Raw genomic sequence first — 19247 nt, 5'->3', positions numbered from 1 at the left:
CCGTTCGCGTCGCTCGCACGGCTCACGCGCCGCGGCTCGCGTTCTGCATCAGCGCCTCGATTTCGTCGGCGGCCACGGGCACGCCGCGCGTGATCAGCTCGCAGCCCGTGTCGGTGACGATGGCGTCGTCTTCAATACGGATGCCGATGTCCCAGTAGCGCTCGGGCACGTCTTCGGCGGCGCGCACGTAGAGGCCCGGCTCGATCGTGAGCGTCATGCCGGGCCGCAGCGTGCGCCAGGGCGGCGCGGCGGCGGCGCCCGGTGCGCCAGCGGAGTGCGCGCTGCCCGTTGCGCTTGTGAGGCCGGCCTGCGCATCGCGCTCGCGGTAGTCGCCGGCGTCGTGCACGTCCATGCCGAGCCAATGCCCCGTGCGATGCATATAGAAGCGCGCATAGGCGCGCTCGGCGATCACTTCGTCGACGCTTGCGAAGCGCTGCTTGTCCAGGATGCCCGTGTCGAGCAGCCCCTGCGCGAGCACGCGCACGGCGGCCTCGTGCGGCGCCTCGAAGTTCACGCCCGCGCGCGTGGCGTCGATGGCGGCCTGCTGGGCCGCGAGCACGATCTCGTAGAGCTCGCGCTGGGCGCTCGTGTAGCGGCCGCTCGCGGGAAAGGTGCGCGTGATGTCTGATGCATAGCCGTTCAGCTCGCAGGCGGCGTCGATCAGAATCAAGTCGCCTTCGCGCACCACCGCATTGCCGGCCGGATAGTGCAGCACGCAGGCGTTCGCACCGGTCGCGACGATCGAGCCATAGGCGGGCGCCTGGGCGCCATGCTTGCGGAACGTGTAGAGCAGCTCGGCTTCGATCTCGTATTCGCGCATGCCGGGGCGGCACGCCTGCATGGCGCGCACGTGCGCGAGCGCCGAGATCTTCGCGGCACGGCGCATGGTGTCGAGCTCGTGCGCGTCCTTGACGATGCGCATGTCGTCGAGCAGCGGCACGAGGTCGTACACAGCGGCCGGCGCGGCAACGCCGCTGCGCGATTGCGCGCGCACCGCTTCGATCCAGCGCTTCACTTGCGCATCGAAGCGGGCATTGGCCGCGAGCGCATAGTGCAGCGCCGGGCGATCGGCGATGAGGCGCGGCACCTGGGTGTCGACCTCGTCGATGGCAAACGCGGCGTCGAAGCCGAACGCCTCGCGCGCGCCGTCCGGCCCGAAGCGAAAGCCTTCCCACGTTTCGCGCTCGACGTTCTTCGCGCGGCAGAACAGGATCGACACGGGCTGATTCTCGCCCGCGCTCGCGTCGAGCACGAGCAGCGCCTCGGGCTCGGTGAAGCCGGTGAGGTAGTAGAAGTAGCTGTCGTGCCGATACGGATATTCGGCGTCGCGGTTGCGCAGCGCCTCGGGCGCGGTGGGCACCAGCGCCACGCCGCCGCCTTTGGCGCGCAATGCGGCGAGCACGCGCTCGCGGCGCGCGCGGTACAGCGCGGCGCCGCCATCGGGGCCGCGCGGCGCATCGGCAGCGGCGCGCGAGGCGGCCGAGGCGCTTTCCGTGAGGGTCGTGTCCATCGTGCGATTGTAGCGCCTGTGTAGAACCCGCATCGGCCGGCTAGCGCCCGTATTCGTGGCGCAATGCGTAGCGCAACCCCACTCGCGCAAGACGCCGCTGTTGCATCGAGCCGACAGCGCGGATCGGAGAAATCCGGCGCCAAGGAAGGTGACCCGTCAGAATTGGGGCATTCCAACGTATACTTCCGCCGGATTCCAGAAAAGGCAGGTGTGATGAAACTTATCGGTTCGCTCGGCAGCCCGTATGTCCGCAAGGCGCGGATCATGCTCGCCGAAAAGAAAATCGACTACAAGCTGGTGCTTGAAAACGTGTGGGGCGCCGAGACGGCAATCCACGATTTCAACCCGCTCGGCAAGGTGCCGTGTCTCGTGATGGAGGACGGCGAAGCCGTGTTCGACTCGCGCGTGATCTGCGAATACGTGGACATGCTCTCGCCGGTCGGCAAGCTGATTCCGCAGGGCGGGCGCGAGCGCGTGGAGGTGCGGTGCTGGGAGGCGCTCGCCGACGGCATGCTCGACGCCGCCGTGCTGATCCGCCTGGAAGGCACGCAGCGTACGCCCGAGCAGCGCTGCGAGGCATGGATCACGCGTCAGGAGCGCAAAATCCGCGAGGGCTTGAACGCGATGGCCAAGGGCCTTGCGGGCAATGCGTGGTGCGCGGGCAACCGCTATACGCTCGCCGACATCGCGGTCGGCTGTGCGCTCGGCTACCTCGACTTCCGCATGCCGGAGCTCGACTGGCGCGAGCCGCATCCCAATCTCGCGCGGCATTTCGACAAGCTCATGCAGCGCCAGTCGTTCGCGGATACGGTGCCGCAGGCTTGATGCCCGCGGGCGGCGGCGTGCCGTCGCCCGCATGAAGACGTAAAAAAAGCGCGCAATATATTCTTGCGCGCTTTTTTTTCGCGCCGCCGCCAGACATCGACCCGGGCGGCAAGCGGCGCGCAACCATCAAACCATCAAACCCTCAGACGATCTTTTCCACATTCGGCGCGAACGAATCGCTGCGCGCGACCGGCCACCATTTCTCGTACAGCTGATAGCGGTAGCGGCCTTCGAGCAGGTCGCCCGGCTTCAGGTACTTGAGCAACTCCGACATCAGCTTCACTTCATACGACGACACGCGCCGCACGATGTGGTGCGCGCGCAGATCGGCGGGGCTGTCGAGGCCCGCGGCCTGGAGAATTTCCTGCAGCGCGTGCAGCGTGTTGCGATGGAAGTAGTAGACGCGCTCGCCCTTGTCAGGCACGTTCAGCGCGCGCTGTCGCGCCGGGTCCTGGGTGGCGACGCCGGTCGGGCAGCGGTCCGAATGGCACTTCTGCGCCTGGATGCAGCCCACCGCGAACATGAAGCCGCGCGCCGAGTTGACCCAATCCGCGCCGATCGCGAGCGTCTTGGCGATATCGAACGCGGTGATGATCTTGCCGCTCGCGCCAATCTTGATCTTGTCTCGCAGGCCGATGCCGACGAGCGTGTTGTGCACGAGCAGGAGGCCTTCCTGCAGCGGCGTGCCGATGTGATCGGTGAACTCGATCGGCGCGGCGCCCGTGCCGCCCTCGGCGCCGTCCACGACGATGAAGTCAGGCAGGATGCCCGTTTCGAGCATGGCCTTGGCGATGCCGAAGAATTCCCACGGGTGGCCGATGCAGAGCTTGAAGCCGGTGGGCTTGCCGCCCGAGAGCTTGCGCAGGCGCTCGACGAATTCGAGCAGGCCGCGCGGCGTGGAGAACTCCGAATGGCGCGCGGGCGAGACGCAGTCTTGGCCCATCGGAATGCCGCGCGTCTCGGCAATCTCGGGTGTGACCTTCGCGGCCAGCAGCATGCCGCCGTGGCCCGGCTTCGCGCCTTGCGAGAGCTTCACCTCGATCATCTTCACCTGCGGCTCGTTGGCGAGGCGCTGGAATTTCTCGGCGCTGAAGGTGCCGTCGTCGTTGCGGCAGCCGAAGTAGCCCGAGGCGATCTCCCAGATGATGTCGCCGCCGTTTTCGCGGTGATACTTCGACATCGAGCCTTCGCCGGTATCGTGCGCGAAGCCGCCTTTCTTCGCGCCCAGATTGAGCGCGCGGATCGCGTTGGCGGAAAGGGCGCCAAAGCTCATCGCCGAGATATTGAAGATCGACATCGAGTACGGCTGCTCGCGCTCTGCGCCCACGAGCACGCGGAAGTCGCTGCCCGCGAGCTTCGTCGGCGCGAGCGAATGGCTGATCCATTCGTGGCCGACCGCCTTCACGTCGAGCTCGGTGCCGTACGGGCGGCTGTCGACGGTGTTCTTCGCGCGCTGGTAGACCACGCTGCGCTGCACGAGCGAGAAGGGCTTTTCGTCGGTGTCGTCTTCGACGAAGTACTGGCGGATCTCGGGCCGCACGAATTCGAACAGGAAGCGCAGATGGCCCCAGAGCGGATAGTTGCGCAGGATGGCGTGGCGCTGCTGGGTCATGTCGTAGATGCCGAGCGCGACGATGAGCGCGGGCACGACGGCGCACAGCCACGACAGATGATGGAACGCCGCTGCGAGAACACAGGCCGCCAGCAGCAGCACCGCACACCACATGGCGAGATAACGTCGGGAAAACATGGGGAACTCCTCGATCTCTTGTTTCGCTGCGCGTGGCCGGTGGGGGCCGCCCAGGTCAGGGCGCCCCGGGGCGGGGCCATGCGCGCCGGCCGCGCCCGGGTGAGGCGCCAGCGTGCCCGAATGATGCCGCAAGTTTGTGAATTTGGCCGGCAAAAAGGCAACAGCCGGGAATGAAACCGGGGATGGAACAACGTATCGCGCGTGGCGAGGATCGCACAGAGGCGATGGGGGAAGGCCGCGCGCGGAGTGCGAGTGCCGGCAAGAAGGGTGTTTGAGCGCAGTCGAGCCCGGATGACTTCGGGTGCGTCTGGAAGGGAGGAAGGTGAAAAACGCGCGACGCGTGCTGCGTCGCGCGCGTGAACTTACGCCTGGCCTTGCGCCGCCGATGCGGCGAACTGCGCGGACTTCTTGCGCGGCGTGCGCTTTTTCTTCGGCGCGACGGGTGGCGGCACTGCGGGCACGTGCGGCTCCAAAGTCGTGACGGATTCAATGATGCCGCCGCCGAGGCACACGTCGCCGTCGTACAGCACCGCCGACTGGCCCGGCGTCACGGCCCATTGCGCCGCGGGGAAGTGCAGCGCGAACTGGCCCGAGCCGCCGTCGACGCCGTCCACGCCCGAGGGCGCGGTCCTGAACGAGCAGGGTGCGTCCGCCTGGCGATAGCGCGTTTTCGCGCCGCACGCGTGGCCGTCGGCAGGCGGCTCGCCCGCGACCCAGCTCACGTTGCCCGCGCGCAGCTCGTGCGAGAGCAGCCACGGGTGGTCGTGGCCCTGCACGACGTAGAGCGTATTGGTGGCCATGTCCTTGCCCGCGACGAACCACGGGTCGCCGCTGCCGTCCTTGCTGCCGCCAAGGCCGATGCCCTTTCTCTGCCCGAACGTGTAGAACGCAAGACCGATATGCTCGCCCACGACCTTGCCTTCGGGCGTCATCATCGGGCCGGGCCTGGTCGGCAGATAGCGGTTCAGGAAGTCGCGGAACGGCCGCTCGCCAATGAAGCAGATGCCGGTGGAATCCTTCTTCTTCGCGTTCGGCAAGCCGATCTGCGCGGCGATCTCGCGCACCTTCGTCTTCGGGATTTCGCCGAGCGGGAACATCGTCTTCGAAAGCTGTGCCTGATTCAGGCGATGCAGGAAGTACGACTGATCTTTCGTTTGATCGAGGGCCTTGAGCAGCTCGAAACGTCCGTTGCGTTCGGGGTTCTGGCGCACGCGCGCGTAATGGCCCGTGGCGATGGTCTCGGCGCCCAGCGACATTGCATGGTCGAGGAAGGCCTTGAACTTGATCTCGGCATTGCAGAGCACGTCGGGGTTCGGCGTGCGGCCCGCCGAATACTCGCGCAGGAACTCCGCGAACACGCGGTCCTTGTACTCGGCGGCGAAGTTCACCGCCTCGACGTCGATGCCGATCAGGTCCGCGACCGACACCACGTCGATCCAGTCCTGGCGCGTCGAGCAGTACTCGCCGTCGTCGTCGTCTTCCCAGTTCTTCATGAAGAGACCGACGACGTCGAACCCCTGCTCCTTGAGCAGCCATGCGGTAACCGACGAATCGACGCCGCCCGACATGCCTACCACGACCTTACGTTTGCTCATTTGTCTGCTGCCTTGTTGCTGCTTTCAGCCTTTGGGTCCTGCCTTGGGTTCCGCTTTGGGCCCAACTGCGTGCGTATGCACGAAGTCGAGCGGCACGCGCTTGCCCGCGAGGTAATCGTCGACGCATTGCATGACGAGCGGCGTGCGATGACGCTCGCTCGCGGCGCGCAGTTCGTCGGCGCTCAGCCACAGCGTGCGGACGATGTCGGGATCGAGCGCGCGCGTTTGCGGCTCGCTCGCGACGCTGCCGCAATACGTGAAGCGCAGATACGTCGTGCCGCTTTCGCCGGGCTTGCCGAAATGGGTCATGTACATGCCGACCAGCGCCTCGGGCGCGAACGCATACGCGGTTTCTTCCAGCGTCTCGCGCACGACGGCCTCATGAAGCGTCTCGCCCGCTTCCAGGTGCCCGGCGGGCTGGTTCAGGCGCAAGCCGGCCGGCGTGTGCTCCTCGACGAGCAGAAAACGCCCGTCGCGCTCGACGATCGCGGCCACGGTGACGTGGGGTGCCCAGGTTTCATCATTCATGGGCCGCTATTTTACCGGCACGCGCATAACGCTGCCCGGGGCCGGATCGCGCGCCCGGCAACGCTATGCAGGTGGTGCGCGGAATCCGGCAGCAGCCTGCAATGGTCATCGCCGACCGTCCGGTCGGACATCTCAAAGTGTTGTGTGCAGTGCACAAAAACGGGCGAATCGGGCTACAACGGCGCCGCCGCTTTCGGTTAAAGTGGTGCGTCGTTTGCCGTTGCACCAGAAAGCCGGCGAGCCTCGTCGGCCTTACTCCGCTCGATTTAGAGCCAGATTAGAAAGAAAAGCAGGTCGAGGAGGAAACAACGATGCATATTGGAGTGCCCGCGGAAACCCGGGCGAATGAAACCCGCGTGGCCGCGACACCGGAGACCGTGAAGAAGTACGTCGCGCAGGGTCACACGGTCACGATTCAGGCAGGCGCCGGCACCGGCGCGAGCTTTCCCGACGAGGCCTATGTGGCCGCGGGCGCGCAGGTCGCCGATGCGGCCGCCGCCTTCGGCGCCGAGCTCGTGCTCAAGGTCCAGTCGCCTTCGGTCAGCGAGCTCGCGTTCATGAAACGCGGTGCGGTGCTGGCCGGCATGCTCGATCCCTTTAATGCCGAGAACGCGCAGAAGCTTGCCGAGGCCGGGCTCACGGCCTTCGCGCTCGAAGCCGCGCCGCGCACCACGCGCGCGCAGAGCCTCGACGTGCTGTCCTCGCAGGCCAACATCGCCGGCTACAAGGCGGTGCTCGTGGCCGCGAACCTCTATCCGCGCTTCATGCCGATGCTCATGACGGCCGCCGGCACCGTGAAGGCCGCGCGCGTGCTGATTCTGGGCGCGGGCGTGGCGGGCCTGCAGGCCATCGCCACGGCCAAGCGCATGGGCGCCGTGATCGAAGCCTCGGACGTGCGTCCTGCCGTCAAGGAGCAGATCGAGTCGCTGGGCGCGAAGTTCATCGACGTGCCGTACGAAACCGATGAGGAGCGCGAAGCGGCGCAAGGCGTGGGCGGCTACGCGCGGCCGATGCCGCCCTCGTGGCTCGCGCGCCAGTCCGCGCTCGTGCACGAGCGCGCGAAGCAGGCCGATATCGTCATTTCGACTGCGCTGATTCCGGGACGCGACGCGCCCACGCTGCTGCCCTCGGAAACCGTGCAGGCGATGAAGCCGGGCTCCGTGGTGATCGACCTCGCGGCAGGACGCGGCCCCGTGGCCGATCCGGCAACGGGACGGCGCGGCGGCAATTGCCCGCTCACCGAAGCGGACAAGGTGGTCACGCACCACAGCGTGCAGATCTGCGGCTACACGAACCTCGCGTCGATGGTGGCCGCCGATGCCTCGTCGCTCTACGCGCGCAACCTGCTCGACTTCCTGAAGCTGATCGTGACCAAGGAAGGCGCGCTGAACATCGATCTCGCGGACGACATCGTCGCGGCCACGCTGCTGGCCCGCGACGGGGCCGTCACGCGCAAGACCTGAGAGGAGACCCGGCAATGGAACTGATCAACCATACCGTCATCAACCTGATCATCTTCGTGCTGGCCGTGTATGTGGGCTATCACGTGGTGTGGAATGTCACGCCGGCGCTGCATACGCCGCTCATGGCCGTGACCAATGCGATCTCGGCCATCGTGATCGTCGGTGCGATGCTGGCCACCGGGCTCACGGTGGGCGGCCCGGGCAAGTTCTTTGGCACTTTTGCCGTGCTGCTCGCGGCGGTGAATGTGTTCGGCGGCTTCCTCGTCACGCGGCGCATGCTGGAGATGTTCCGCAAGAAGGAGCCGAAGAAGGTGGCCGCGAAGGAGGGTGCGTAAATGAGCATGAACGTCGTTACGCTGCTCTACCTGGTGGCGTCAGTCTGCTTCATCCAGGCGCTCAAGGGCTTGTCGAACCCGCGCAGTGCGCGCGCCGGCAATATGTTCGGCATGGTGGGCATGGCCATCGCCATTCTCACCACCATCGCGCTGATCGCGAAGCAGTCCGCCCAGTTCGGCTCGAACCTCGGGCTCGGCCTCGCGCTGCTGTTCGGGGCGCTGGTGGTCGGTGGCGGGCTGGGTGCGTTTGTGGCCGCGCGCGTCGAGATGACCAAGATGCCCGAACTCGTCGCGGCCATGCACTCGCTGATCGGTCTCGCGGCGGTGTGCATCGCGTATGCGGTCGTGTCGGAGCCGGCCGCGTTCGGACTCGTGGCCGAAGATGCGCCGTATCCGGGCTTCCTGCCGTACGGCAACCGCATCGAGCTGTTCATCGGCACGTTCGTGGGCGCGATTACGTTCTCGGGTTCGGTGATCGCCTTCGGCAAGCTCTCGGGCAAGTACAAGTTCAGGCTGTTCCAGGGCGCACCCGTGGTCTACGCGGGCCAGCACCTGATCAACCTGATGCTCGCGCTCGGCATGATCGGCTTCGGCATCCTGTTCTTCCTGACGCAATCGTGGCTGCCGTTCATCATCATGACGGCGATCGCGTTCGCGCTGGGCGTGCTCATCATCATTCCGATCGGCGGGGCGGACATGCCTGTCGTGGTGTCGATGCTGAACTCGTACTCGGGGTGGGCGGCGGCGGGCATCGGCTTCTCGCTGAACAACGCGATGCTGATCATCGCCGGGTCGCTGGTGGGCTCGTCGGGTGCGATTCTCTCGTACATCATGTGCAAGGCGATGAACCGCTCGTTCTTCAACGTGATTCTCGGCGGCTTTGGCTCGGAAGCGGGCGCGGCGGCTTCGGGCGGCACGCAGGAGCAGCGTCCGGTGAAGTCGGGCTCGGCCGACGATGCCGCGTTCATGCTCGGCAATGCCGAATCGGTGGTGATCGTGCCGGGCTATGGTCTCGCGGTGGCGCGTGCGCAGCATGCGCTGAAGGAGCTGACCGACAAGCTCGTCGAGAAGGGCGTCGACGTGAAGTACGCGATTCACCCGGTGGCGGGCCGCATGCCGGGCCACATGAACGTGCTGCTCGCGGAAGCCGAAGTGCCGTACGAGATCGTCCATGAAATGGAGGACATCAACGGCGAGTTTGGTCAGGTCGACGTTGTGCTCGTGCTGGGCGCGAACGACGTGGTGAACCCGGCGGCGAAGAACGATCCGAAGTCGCCGATCGCAGGCATGCCAATCATCGAGGCTTACAAGGCACGCACGGTGATCGTCAACAAGCGGTCGATGGCATCGGGCTACGCCGGCCTCGACAACGAGCTGTTCTACATGGACAAGACGATGATGGTGTTCGGCGATGCGAAGAAGGTGATCGAGGACATGGTCAAGGCGACGGAATAAGCCTTGCCGAACGCTTAAGCCTTCCGGCCAGCACAAAGCGCGCAGCGATGCGCGCTTTTTTTATGCCCGCATGCGGCGTTATTTCGATGGCGCTTCCACGCGCCGCAGATAGTCGGCGAGGCGTCGTCCGCTCACGTCGGGAAACGGCTCGAGCAGTTCCACGCCGTTCATCCGCGCGATGTTGAAGTTGCGGAAGTCCTCGCGCATTTCGCACCACGCGCCCACGGTCCACTGCGCGCCCCAGTACACGAGCCCGAGCGGCCAGATGCGCCGCTCCGTGTGTGCGCCGATCCGGTCGCAATACGCGAAGCGCACCACGAGCCGCGAGTCGACGGCGCGATGCAACGCGTCCACTTTCTCCGAATAAGCCGGGTCGACGTGATACGACGGTGCGAATACGGCGATGCGCTCGAGCACGGCCCGTTTCTCGGCGGGCATCGCGGCGGCGATCTTTGCGAGCGCGCCGCGCGCGCCGCCCGCCAGCACGGCGCCGCCCCAGGACTCGGCCATGCGCGCGCCCACCGCGAGGGCGGTGAGCTCGTCGGCGGTGAAGGTGAGCGGCGGCAGGCTCGCCGTGCGCGCGAGCCGGTAGCCGATGCCCGCTTCGCCTTCGATCGGCACGCCCGAGAGCTGCAGGTCGCGCACGTCGCGATAGACAGTGCGCGGCGACACCTCGAGCCACTGCGCGAGCTGCTGCGCGGTGGTGAGGCGGCGGCCGCGCAGCAGTTCGGCGATGCGGAACAGGCGGTCGGCTCGGCGGGTCATGGTGGGGCGGGCCAGGACGGTGGACTGGGGGCGGACTGCGGCGTGGACCGCGCCGCGGGCAGAGCCCGGGCGGGCGCGGTAGCGCCAATGCGCCAGCGCATCTGCGCCGGCGCATGGACGTCAGCGCAGATGATAGCGCCGATCGCGTGCCGCAGCGCTCAGCCGAGCTTGGCGGCGTGCAGGCCGACGCGGTTGCCTTCGGTATCGATGAAGAAGCCGATATAGCCGTAATTGTTCGGCAGCTCCACCGCCGGGCCCTGTTTCTTGCCGCCGGCCTTTTCCACGCGGTCCAGCACCGCCGTGACCGACGGCTGCGCGTTCAGATACACGAGCACGCCTTTCGGGTCCGGCTTGGCGTCGTGCGGATTGAACACGATGCAGCCGCCGGTCTCGGCTTCCGTGTGGGCGAACAGCGCCATCGGCACCCCGCCGACAACTTCGCGCTGCAACGGCACATCGAAAGCGGCTTCGTAGAAAGTGGCGGCGCGGTCCAGATCGTGCGCGGGGATTTCGAACCACGAGATGACACGGGAAACTTCGGTCGACATGATGCGCTCCTCGGATGCCAAAAGTGTCGATGGCAGATGCGGTGAAATGGCGGCAGCTGGCGGGATGCCATGGCGCCGACGGGCCCGCTGTGTGCTTTGCGCAGGGCGGGTTGGCGTAGAGACAGTGTGCAATGGGGCTACTGACAGCGTGCTGTCAGCAGGGTGGGGCCAGCGGGTGGGCCAACGGAAAGTCCGCACGGCCGCGCGGTTCAGGCCACGATCGAACCCCAGCCTGAGCCTGCGTTCATGCGGTTTTGAGCGCGCGTTCGCCTGCCTGGGGCGCGCGGACAGAAGCATCGTCAGCGTACGGCCGCGCACGAACAGCACGAAATCCTGCAGGCACAATCCACCGAACCTGCTCGCCGCGAGAGCCGCGTGCGTCATTCGCCGCTGGCCTGCCCTACCACACACCATGACCACCAAGCCCAGCCTCAGACGAAGCGCGATATTCAACTTGCTGGGCAGTGTGCTGCCCACATTTGTCTCGCTCGTCACTACACCGATTTATCTGCACCATATCGGCGCGGAGCGCTTCGGCGTGCTGGCTATCCTCTGGATGCTGCAGGGGTATTTCGGATTCTTCGATCTCGGCCTTTCCGCCGCAACCTCCAATCGGATTGCCCAGCTCGAGGACGAGACGCCGGCCGAGCGGGAGTCCGTTGTCTGGACCGCCCTGTTGCTGAATCTCGGCTTCGGCCTCGTCGGCGCGGTGTTGCTGTTTGCGCTCATGCATGTCATGCTCGCGCAATTCGACATCAGCCCGACACTAAGCGCGGAACTGCGGCCCGCGCTGTCATGGATCTGTTTCCTCGTGCCGCTGACGAACCTGATCAACGTCTGCAATGGCGCCATGTCGGGCCGCGAAAAATTCGGCGCGGTCAATGCCGTGCAGGTTCCGGTTGTCATGCTGTTCCAGCTTGTACCGCTCAGTTTCGCGCTCTTGTTTGGGCCGAGCCTGCGCTATCTCGTCTACGCAACGCTGATCGCCAGCGTCACCTCGCTCGTCATCACGTTTGCCATGATGGCGCATGTCTTTCCGTTGCGGCTTGCGGCGCCTCCTGCACGGCGGCACGTCAGGCAGCTCTTTTCCTATGGTGCCTGGATCAGCATATCGAGTCTCGCAACACCGGTGCTCGAGACCGCCGATCGCCTGCTCATCGGCAGCGTGCTCGGCCCGCCTGCGGTCGCCTACTATCAGGTGCCGTTCAGTCTTGCCGTGCGCGCACGGCTGTTGCCCAGCGTCATTACGCGCACGCTGTTCCCCCGCCTGTCGGCGCTCGAAAGCCAGGATGCCGCCCAGCTCTCCCGTGCGGCCGTGCGCGGGCTCAGCTCCGCGATGACGCCGGCCGTCGTGTTCGGCATCTTTCTGATGCAGCCGTTTCTTTCGATGTGGGTGGGGCACGACTTCGCGAGCAAGGCGTCCTCGGTCGGCGAGACCATTCTGCTTGGCGTCTGGATCAATTGTCTGGCCTATGTCCCTGCCTGCCATCTGCAGGCCATTGGGCGTCCGGGTATCGTGGCGCGCTTTCAGATTATCGAAACCGTGCTGTTCATCGCCGGCCTCTGGTGGGCGCTCCATGCCCTCGGTGTCTTGGGCGCGGCGCTCGCCTGGAGCGCCCGCTGCGCACTCGACGGCGTGCTCGTCTTTTGGGCGGCGCGCATCGGCCCGAATCCGCTGCGGCAGTTTGGCGTGCCACTGGTCTTGATCCTTGCGGCCTACGCGGGCTCATACGTCCTCGATCCGCTCTCGCTCATGGGCCTTTTCGTCTGGATCGGTTTAACCTGCGCAGCCCTCGCCTGGTCGCTATCGGTCGAGCCTCGATTGCGCGCCCGTATCGTGCAGACGCTCGCTTCGTTGCTCGAGCGCATACACGGACGCGCTCACGGGGGCGCGGGGCATCAGACGGCGAGCGGCGCAACGTCCAGCAACGGAGTAACACGTGAATCCAGTCAATAACAGTGTGTCTTCCGAGGCGGCACCCGGAGCTTCCATTCGTCACGTTGCGGGCCATCCGCGCGAAACGGCTACGCCGTCACGCCCGCCTGCCGGGCGAGGCTTGTGCTGGGAATACGACGCGGGCGAGCCCGCGAAGGTCGGCGCGCTCGCGCGTGCGCTCCACAGTGTCAAAGCATTCGCCAAGGCGCATATCCGCAATATCGCGCACTATCGACAGCTCACTTGCGTGCGGCTTTCGCCCGGACTCAGGGAGGCCAGGCACGTCATTATCATGCACGTCTACAACGAAGCGTCGCGCCTCGAGGCCTTTCTGAACCACTATCGGCGCCTCGGCATCAACGAGTTCATCATCGTCGACAACCGCTCCACCGATGGCCTGGCCGAATGGGTCAAAGGCCGCCCCGGCGTGTCGTACTTTTATGCGGATGGCGACTTCAAGCGCACGCGTTTCGGCGTCGACTGGATCAACGCCATCCTGTCGAAGTATTGTCACCGGAAATGGGTTCTCTACATCGACGCGGACGAATTCCTCGTTTTCCCAGATAGCGACGTCAAGACCATTCCGATGCTGACCGAGCATTTCGAACGCACTGGCCAGCAGTCGATGAACGTGCTGATGCTGGACATGTATAGCGCGCGTGCGCCGGAAGAGAACCTGTGCGCTCCCGGTGTCGATCCTTTGACCGTCTGCGCGCTGTACGACAGAAACGGCTATCACGCGAGTTTCGACCCGTGCACCCGCACGACCTGGATCAAGGGGGGCGTGCGCGGGCGGACTTACTTCGCCGACAATATCTGGAAGGGGCCCGCGCACAACAAGACGGTGCTTGTCCATTGGCGCAGGCATTTCGCCTTCCTCAAAGCGACGCACGAGGTCTGGCCGTATCGCATCAATGCGCCGTCTGCGCGTTCGGGCGGTCAGGTCAGTGGCGCACTGCTGCATTTCAAGTTCCTCGCCGACATGAAGGTGCGCCTGAACGCCGAGGTGGTCCGCCAGCAGCACACTTCGGAGTACGACGCCTACACGTCGCGGCTCGATACCGAGGCGGAGAGCCCCAACTTCGTCGGTCCATCGACTGCGCACTACGAGAGTTGGCGCTCATTACTGCGCGACGGGCTAATTGTCAGCGATGGGCAATGGAGCTGATCGGGCGACCCCGAATTCAGATGCATTGAACCCTACGCGGCTTTCGTCGATACATCCGGACTTTTCCGAGAGAGTTGCGGACACGTTTCTGCTGTAATGGGCGAGACCGTTCGACTCGTCCTCAGCACATGTCTCCAAACATCTCCATCATCACGCCCACGGCTAATCGCGAGGTTTTCCTGCCCGCGATCGCCCGTTGCGTGGCGCGTCAGCAAGTCGACTGGGAGTGGCTCGTGCTCGACGACAGCCCGCAGCCCAGCGCCTTCATGCGCCAACTGGCCGACACCGACCCGCGCGTGCGCTACTACTGGTCGAAAACGCGCATGTCGATTGGCGCGAAGCGCAATTTCCTCGTGGGCGAGTCGCGCGGCGAGCTGATCGCCCACTTCGACGACGACGACCACTACGCCGCGCACTATCTCTCGGGCATGGTGCGGCTATTGCGCGAGAGCGGCGCGCAGTTCATGAAGCTTTCGACATTCTGGATGTACGCGCCACATACGCAGTTTTTGGGCTACATGGACCTGAACGCGCGCGTCGGCCTGCACTATGTGCTCAAGGGCAAGGAAGTGAGCACGGTGACGTTCCACGAGAAGATGCAGATTGGTGCCGATTTCATCCTCTTCTACGGCTTTGCCTACGTGTACCGCAAAGCGCTCTTCGACCTCGCGCGCTTCGACGACGTCGATCTGGGCGAAGACGAGAGCTTCATCCGCCGTGTGGTGGAGGTGGGCCAGAAAGTGCTCGCTGCCGAGGACACGCAGGCGAGCTGCCTGCATCTGATCCATCCGGCTTCGACCTCGCGCTGCTTTTCGCGCCATTCGCTGCCGGTTTTCCTGCTGCCCAGGCTCTTTCCGGAGTACGAAGGATATCCGCTGCCCGTCGAGCCGGGCGGCGAGGCCGTCGGGCCTGCGCGCGTCTGAACGCGGTGCGCGGCGTAGGGGCCGCGCCGCCATGAGCGGCCCACGCGCACTGCGGCGCATGGGCTGCGGTCACGATCAGCCGTTGTTGTCGGCGCTGCCGGGGCCTTTGGCCGCCGCAGCGTCCGGGCTGGCATTCGCGGGACGCTGGCGCACGCTGCCGGCGATCAGGTCGAAGCGGAACAGACGGCATTCGAGCGCGCCATTGAAGAGCGGCGTCTTGGCGGCTTCACGCAGGCGCAACTGGCCTGGCAGCTTGCGGTCCGAGGTGAGGAAGAACGCGCGCCAGCCGGTGAAGCGCTGCTTGAGCGCGTCGCCGAGCGCCTGGAAGAACTCGGCGTCGGGGGCGTCGGTATGGACGCGGCGGAAAGCTTCCTGCGCCTCGTAGTCATCGCGCATCTCGCGGGGCGCGCGGGCCTCGCCGCGCGCATTGCGTCCGCGCACTTCAATACGCTCGCCGTACGGCGGATTCGCCACGAGGATCCCGTTGCCCTCGGCGGGCGGCGTCATGTTGCGCGCATCGAGCTGCTTGAGCGGCACGTTGCCGAGGCCCGCGCGCGCGAAGTTGGCGCGCGCCTTCTCGAGCATGACGTCGGAAATGTCGCTGCCGAAGATGCGCAGCTCCGTCGCGCGGCTCATGGCCGTGTTGCGCGCCGTATTCGCCTCGCTTTTCAGATGGCGCCAGGCGGCGGTATCGGCCTGCTTCAGACGCTCGAAGCCGAAGCTGCGCGTGAGGCCCGGCGCGATATCGAGCGCGACCTGCGTGGCTTCCGCGAGAAACGTGCCGCTGCCGCACATCGGGTCGTAGAGCGGCATCTCGGGCGTCCAGCCCGTGAGGCGCAGGATGCCGGCGGCGAGATTCTCACGCAGGGGCGCGGCGCCCTTGTCCAGGCGCCAGCCGCGCTTGAAGAGCGGCTCGCCCGAGGTGTCGAGATAGAGCGTGCAGTCGTTCGCGGTGAGGAAGGCGAACACGCGCACGTCGGGGTACGCGGTATCGACGCTCGGACGCGCGCCGGCCTTGTCGCGCATGCGGTCGCAGATCGCGTCTTTCACGCGCAGGGTGGCGAATTCGAGGCTGCGCAGCGGCGATTTGATCGCGGTGATGTCGATGCGGATCGTCTCGTTCGGCGAGAACCACTTTTCCCACTGTTGCTCGCGCGCGAGCGCATAAATGTCCTGTTCGCCGCGATAGGGCCGCTGGGCGATCTTCAGGAGCACGCGGCTCGCGATGCGCGAGTGCAGGTTTGCGGCCATGCCGCCGGCCCAGTTGCCGCGAAAATGCACGCCGCCGGGCACTTCGGCGCCGACCTGGAGCGCGCCGGGCGGCAGGCGCCGCTGCGCGGTTTCAGCCAGTTCGGCGGCGAGCGGGGCTTCGAGGCCGCGCGGGCAGGGAGCAAAGAAATCGAAAGACATGAGGAAAGTGGTGACGCTGCGGGGAAGGCGCTATTGTACGCGGGTTGGCGAAAGCGGCCTTCAGGCGGCTTGGCGGGCGAGCGGCTTGATCCTGGGGCGAGGCTGCTGGCGGGCGTGCCAAAGATCCCACTGGGTTTGCAGGCCGAGCCAATGCTCGGGTGTGGTGCCGAGCCACGCCGACAGGCGCAGCGCGATATTGGCCGTCACACCGGCCTTGCCGTTGAGCAGATTGGAGAGCGTGACGCGGTTGATCTGCAGCGCGTGCGCGGCTTGCGTCACGTTCACGTCCGGCGGGATCCACTCCCGCAACACTTCGCCCGGATGCGGCGGGTTGTGCATTCTGCTCATGTTCGTTCCCTTATAGGTGGTCCTGGTAATCGACGAGGACGGCGTCGGTGCCGTCGTATGTGAACGTGAGACGCCAATTGCCGTTCACCCAGACCGCCCAGTGCCCGACAGGACTGCCTTGCAGTGCGTGCAATCGCCAGGGCGGCGTGTTCATGTCCTGCGGGCCACGCGCCTGATCCAGCGCACCGAGCAGGATGCGCAGCCGGCCCGCATGATGCGCGAGAATTCTGCTTTTGCTGCCTTCCAGAAAAAACGATGCAAGACCTTTGTGCCGAAAGGTTTTGATCATGATGAGCTGTAGCCTATGTGACTACACGCTGCAGTGGCCTGTGGTGGCATGTCGCGGTGTAGAAAGGGGTGAGGGACGCCCCGCGAATGAGCGGGGTGTGAGCGTCCCTCAAGCCTGGCACTACGGCTTTGTACGCTTTTGGGATGGCGTCAAATTTGCGGCATCGTTGGCCGAACGAAGTATGAAACCGGTGGTGTCAATCGTTGTCTTCGCGCAACTTGCTGCGCCGGATCGGCCACACGAGATCGATCGGATGGCGCGTCACGCGCCGCCAGAACGCGCGCATGAGCGGGCGAACATCCTTGCGCCCGAGGTCGCGCGAGCGCAGTGCCATGTGCAGCGCGAGCGCGAAACTCACCGTCACGTTGAGCACGGCCATGCTTGCCACGCCCGCCACGGCCCACCAGAGCTCGCCGCTCTTGAGCGTAGCCGTGCCGAGCACGCCGAGCGCGACGCCGATCGAGCCCGATGAGAGCGTCACGTGCCGCACCTCGAAGTGGAACGCGACGGCCGAGATGATTGCCGGCACGAGACCGAGCAACATGCCCAGCACGAGGTTGCCCCACACGCCCGCCACGTTCGTGCGGCAGAAGTGCGCGAGGCGCGCCGCGCCCGCGGCACCCAGCGTCATGCGCAGGCGCCGGTTCCACGCGAGCGCGTCCTCGACACGGTGCAGCACGAACCAGTTGTCGGCCCAGCCCGCGAACAGGCTCGACGCCCACAGCAGCACGCCCGTCAGCGCGGCATAGAACGGCGTCGGGCCGATGAGCGAGAACGATTGGAGCGTGGCGTGCGCTTTCGCCGCCGTGATCAGGTTCGTGTGAAAGAGCCAGCCGCACACGAGCTGGATCGCGAGGCAGGCCGGAAACACGAGCAGCACGTTGCCGAGCACGGCGGCGGCCTGGGTGCGGATCAGCGCCACCACCGACGACACGAAGCGCGCGCGCCCCGCGCTTTCGTTGGCGCCGTCGAGCTCGCGGGCGAGGGTGGGCGCCGTCATCGCGGGCTGCTTGGTCGCGAGCGAAAAGTGGCAGAAGTGCATGACAAGGAAGCTCAGTGCGTAGTTGATGCCCGCGAAAAGCCCTTCGATCATCGAGGGCAGGTGCGCGCCCGTAACGCCGAATTTCACGTAGACCGTGACCGCCGTGACGAGGCCGCCGCCCGCCGCCATGCGCAGCATGGTGAGGTACTCGGCGCGGTCGCGGGCGATGTAGTGCTCGCCCGTATCGGCGGAAAGCTCCACCACCTTGCGCGAGAGCAGCGCGAAGTTGCTGCGCATGAGGTACGCCACGCTCTGGCTCTTCTGGTTCGCCTGCACGAGCTCGGCGACGAGGCGCGCCTGCGTCGAGGGATCGTCGGCGGCCATCCACGCGTCGAGCAGGCGCTCCGCGCGCACGATGCGCATGCGCATGCGCAAGACCTGGAACACCGTGTCCACGCGCACGCCGTGGCGGTAGAGGTGCGCGAAGACGTCGTCGGTGGCCTTGCGGCAATCGTCGAGCAAGAGGCGCAGCCACGTCACTTCTTGCAGCAGGCGCGCGGGCTCGCCCGCATCGCGCGCGTTCTCCACCGCGAGCATCGCGCGGGTGAGGCGGAAGAACGACAGCTTTTCGACGGCCACACGCGCGTCCTCGCTGGACAGGCGGCTGCGCACCGTGGGCGAGAGGCCCGTCGAGCTGATCTGGCAGGTCAGGTTGTGCAGCGCCGTGAGCAGGTCGAGCGAGAACTCGTTGGGCAGCGCCGCGGGCGCAGCGGCGCGCGTGCCTGGCGCGCCGCCATCGGTGAGACTGCTCGCGGATACGCTGGTGGGTTCGGCGGCGGCGCCAGCTTGCGCTGCACCGGCCTCGGCGATCAGGGCCTGCAGGCGCGCGAGCAGGTCGCGCGGCAGCGTCGCGATCCACTCGGGATCGTGGGTGGCGGGGAACATCAGCGTGACGAGTGCCGCGAGGTCACGTCGATTCGGCGCCGGCGGGATCAGCTGTGCCTGCACGCGGCCGATGAGCGCGCCGAACAGGCCCGAGTGGACCGGCATGCCCGCGTCGCAGAGCAGCGTGATGCTGTCACTCTCGCGCAGGAGCTTACGCACCATTGCGCCCACGTTGGCCTTCCATGCCGGATTGCGGTCCAGCACGTGCAGCAGGTAGCGCACGCGCGCGTGCTCGGGCGGCGCGCGCAGCGGAGCATCCGGCGCCGTGGCGGAGGACGTGGCGTCGGCGTCGAGCTTGCCGCGCCGGTGGATCCAGTGCGCGAGCTCGATCAGCCAGTCGCTGCGCTCCGCGTAGGGCGCGTCGGCGTCGGCGGTGGCCAGCAGCGCGTCGAGCTGACGAACCGCGCTGCGCGAAGCGCGCCATTTTTTCCAGAGCGTCGTGAACGAACGAAACATACAAAAACGTCAGGCA

17 protein-coding genes are annotated in these 19247 nt (G+C 66.2%); 7 read left to right on the top strand and 10 right to left on the bottom strand.

The window, feature by feature from the left end:
• Positions 1 to 22 precede the first annotated feature (22 nt).
• Positions 23 to 1543: an aminopeptidase P N-terminal domain-containing protein gene (locus tag BO1_RS02260; RefSeq protein ID WP_156992087.1), complete on the bottom strand. Its 1521-nt coding sequence runs from the start codon at positions 1541 to 1543 to the stop codon at positions 23 to 25.
• Positions 1544 to 1723: 180 nt separating this feature from the next.
• Between BO1_RS02260 and BO1_RS02255 the strand changes: the two genes are divergently transcribed.
• Positions 1724 to 2335 (top strand): glutathione S-transferase, encoded by a 612-nt coding sequence (locus tag BO1_RS02255; RefSeq protein ID WP_043283556.1) that lies wholly within the window; start codon positions 1724 to 1726, stop codon positions 2333 to 2335.
• Positions 2336 to 2477: 142 nt separating this feature from the next.
• On the opposite strand, the gene BO1_RS02250 is transcribed toward BO1_RS02255, so the two are convergent.
• The 3 genes from BO1_RS02250 to BO1_RS02240 form a co-directional block, all read right to left on the bottom strand.
• Positions 2478 to 4085 (bottom strand): FMN-binding glutamate synthase family protein, encoded by a 1608-nt coding sequence (locus BO1_RS02250; RefSeq protein WP_028216151.1) that lies wholly within the window; start codon positions 4083 to 4085, stop codon positions 2478 to 2480.
• A 362-nt stretch (positions 4086 to 4447) separates the two neighbouring features.
• Positions 4448 to 5680, bottom strand: a complete 1233-nt coding sequence (gene mnmA / locus BO1_RS49380) for a tRNA 2-thiouridine(34) synthase MnmA (protein WP_043283554.1) — start codon at positions 5678 to 5680, stop codon at positions 4448 to 4450.
• Positions 5681 to 5704: 24 nt separating this feature from the next.
• On the bottom strand, positions 5705 to 6208 hold the full coding sequence (locus BO1_RS02240) for an NUDIX hydrolase (RefSeq protein ID WP_028216150.1): 504 nt from the start codon (positions 6206 to 6208) through the stop codon (positions 5705 to 5707).
• 311 nt (positions 6209 to 6519) lie between these two features.
• Between BO1_RS02240 and BO1_RS02235 the strand changes: the two genes are divergently transcribed.
• Genes BO1_RS02235 through BO1_RS02225 form a run of 3 tightly spaced genes read left to right on the top strand, consistent with a single transcriptional unit; the run spans position 6520 to position 9461 of the window.
• On the top strand, positions 6520 to 7671 hold the full coding sequence (locus tag BO1_RS02235) for a Re/Si-specific NAD(P)(+) transhydrogenase subunit alpha (RefSeq protein ID WP_028216149.1): 1152 nt from the start codon (positions 6520 to 6522) through the stop codon (positions 7669 to 7671).
• Positions 7672 to 7685: 14 nt separating this feature from the next.
• On the top strand, positions 7686 to 8006 hold the full coding sequence (locus BO1_RS02230; RefSeq protein ID WP_028216148.1) for an NAD(P) transhydrogenase subunit alpha: 321 nt from the start codon (positions 7686 to 7688) through the stop codon (positions 8004 to 8006).
• Positions 8007 to 9461, top strand: coding sequence for an NAD(P)(+) transhydrogenase (Re/Si-specific) subunit beta (locus BO1_RS02225; protein ID WP_028216147.1), 1455 nt, complete (start codon positions 8007 to 8009; stop codon positions 9459 to 9461). It abuts the gene before it with no gap.
• Between the two features lie 78 nt (positions 9462 to 9539).
• On the opposite strand, the gene BO1_RS02220 is transcribed toward BO1_RS02225, so the two are convergent.
• Positions 9540 to 10226 (bottom strand): helix-turn-helix transcriptional regulator, encoded by a 687-nt coding sequence (locus tag BO1_RS02220; RefSeq protein ID WP_028216146.1) that lies wholly within the window; start codon positions 10224 to 10226, stop codon positions 9540 to 9542.
• A gap of 158 nt (positions 10227 to 10384) precedes the next feature.
• Positions 10385 to 10774, bottom strand: a complete 390-nt coding sequence (locus tag BO1_RS02215; protein WP_028216145.1) for a VOC family protein — start codon at positions 10772 to 10774, stop codon at positions 10385 to 10387.
• A 412-nt stretch (positions 10775 to 11186) separates the two neighbouring features.
• Here BO1_RS02215 and BO1_RS02210 point away from each other — a divergent pair, with 412 nt between their 5' ends.
• The 3 genes from BO1_RS02210 (at position 11187) to BO1_RS49370 (ending at position 14801) form a co-directional block, all read left to right on the top strand.
• Positions 11187 to 12731, top strand: coding sequence for a flippase (locus BO1_RS02210; protein ID WP_167338305.1), 1545 nt, complete (start codon positions 11187 to 11189; stop codon positions 12729 to 12731).
• Complete coding sequence (locus BO1_RS49375) at positions 12715 to 13878, top strand: glycosyltransferase family 2 protein (RefSeq protein WP_156992086.1); 1164 nt, start codon at positions 12715 to 12717, stop codon at positions 13876 to 13878. The genes BO1_RS02210 and BO1_RS49375 overlap by 17 nt, the downstream gene beginning before the upstream one ends.
• Before the next feature lie 128 nt (positions 13879 to 14006).
• On the top strand, positions 14007 to 14801 hold the full coding sequence (locus BO1_RS49370) for a glycosyltransferase family 2 protein (RefSeq protein WP_043283553.1): 795 nt from the start codon (positions 14007 to 14009) through the stop codon (positions 14799 to 14801).
• Between the two features lie 75 nt (positions 14802 to 14876).
• Here BO1_RS49370 and BO1_RS49365 read toward each other — a convergent pair whose 3' ends face one another.
• The 4 genes from BO1_RS49365 to BO1_RS02180 all read right to left on the bottom strand — a co-directional run bounded on the left by BO1_RS49365 (position 14877) and on the right by BO1_RS02180 (position 19231).
• Positions 14877 to 16211, bottom strand: coding sequence for a THUMP domain-containing class I SAM-dependent RNA methyltransferase (locus BO1_RS49365; RefSeq protein WP_043283551.1), 1335 nt, complete (start codon positions 16209 to 16211; stop codon positions 14877 to 14879).
• A 60-nt stretch (positions 16212 to 16271) separates the two neighbouring features.
• Positions 16272 to 16559, bottom strand: coding sequence for a HigA family addiction module antitoxin (locus tag BO1_RS02190; protein WP_028216143.1), 288 nt, complete (start codon positions 16557 to 16559; stop codon positions 16272 to 16274).
• Positions 16560 to 16569: 10 nt separating this feature from the next.
• On the bottom strand, positions 16570 to 16848 hold the full coding sequence (locus BO1_RS02185) for a type II toxin-antitoxin system RelE/ParE family toxin (RefSeq protein WP_028216142.1): 279 nt from the start codon (positions 16846 to 16848) through the stop codon (positions 16570 to 16572).
• A gap of 196 nt (positions 16849 to 17044) precedes the next feature.
• Positions 17045 to 19231 (bottom strand): site-specific recombinase, encoded by a 2187-nt coding sequence (locus tag BO1_RS02180; protein ID WP_028216141.1) that lies wholly within the window; start codon positions 19229 to 19231, stop codon positions 17045 to 17047.
• Positions 19232 to 19247 lie beyond the last annotated feature (16 nt).

This window comes from Paraburkholderia oxyphila NBRC 105797 (assembly GCF_000685075.1).
Lineage (GTDB): Bacteria > Pseudomonadota > Gammaproteobacteria > Burkholderiales > Burkholderiaceae > Paraburkholderia > Paraburkholderia oxyphila.
Note: the sequence above shows the minus strand (reverse complement) of the source record. Positions and strands in the feature narration are given on the sequence as shown.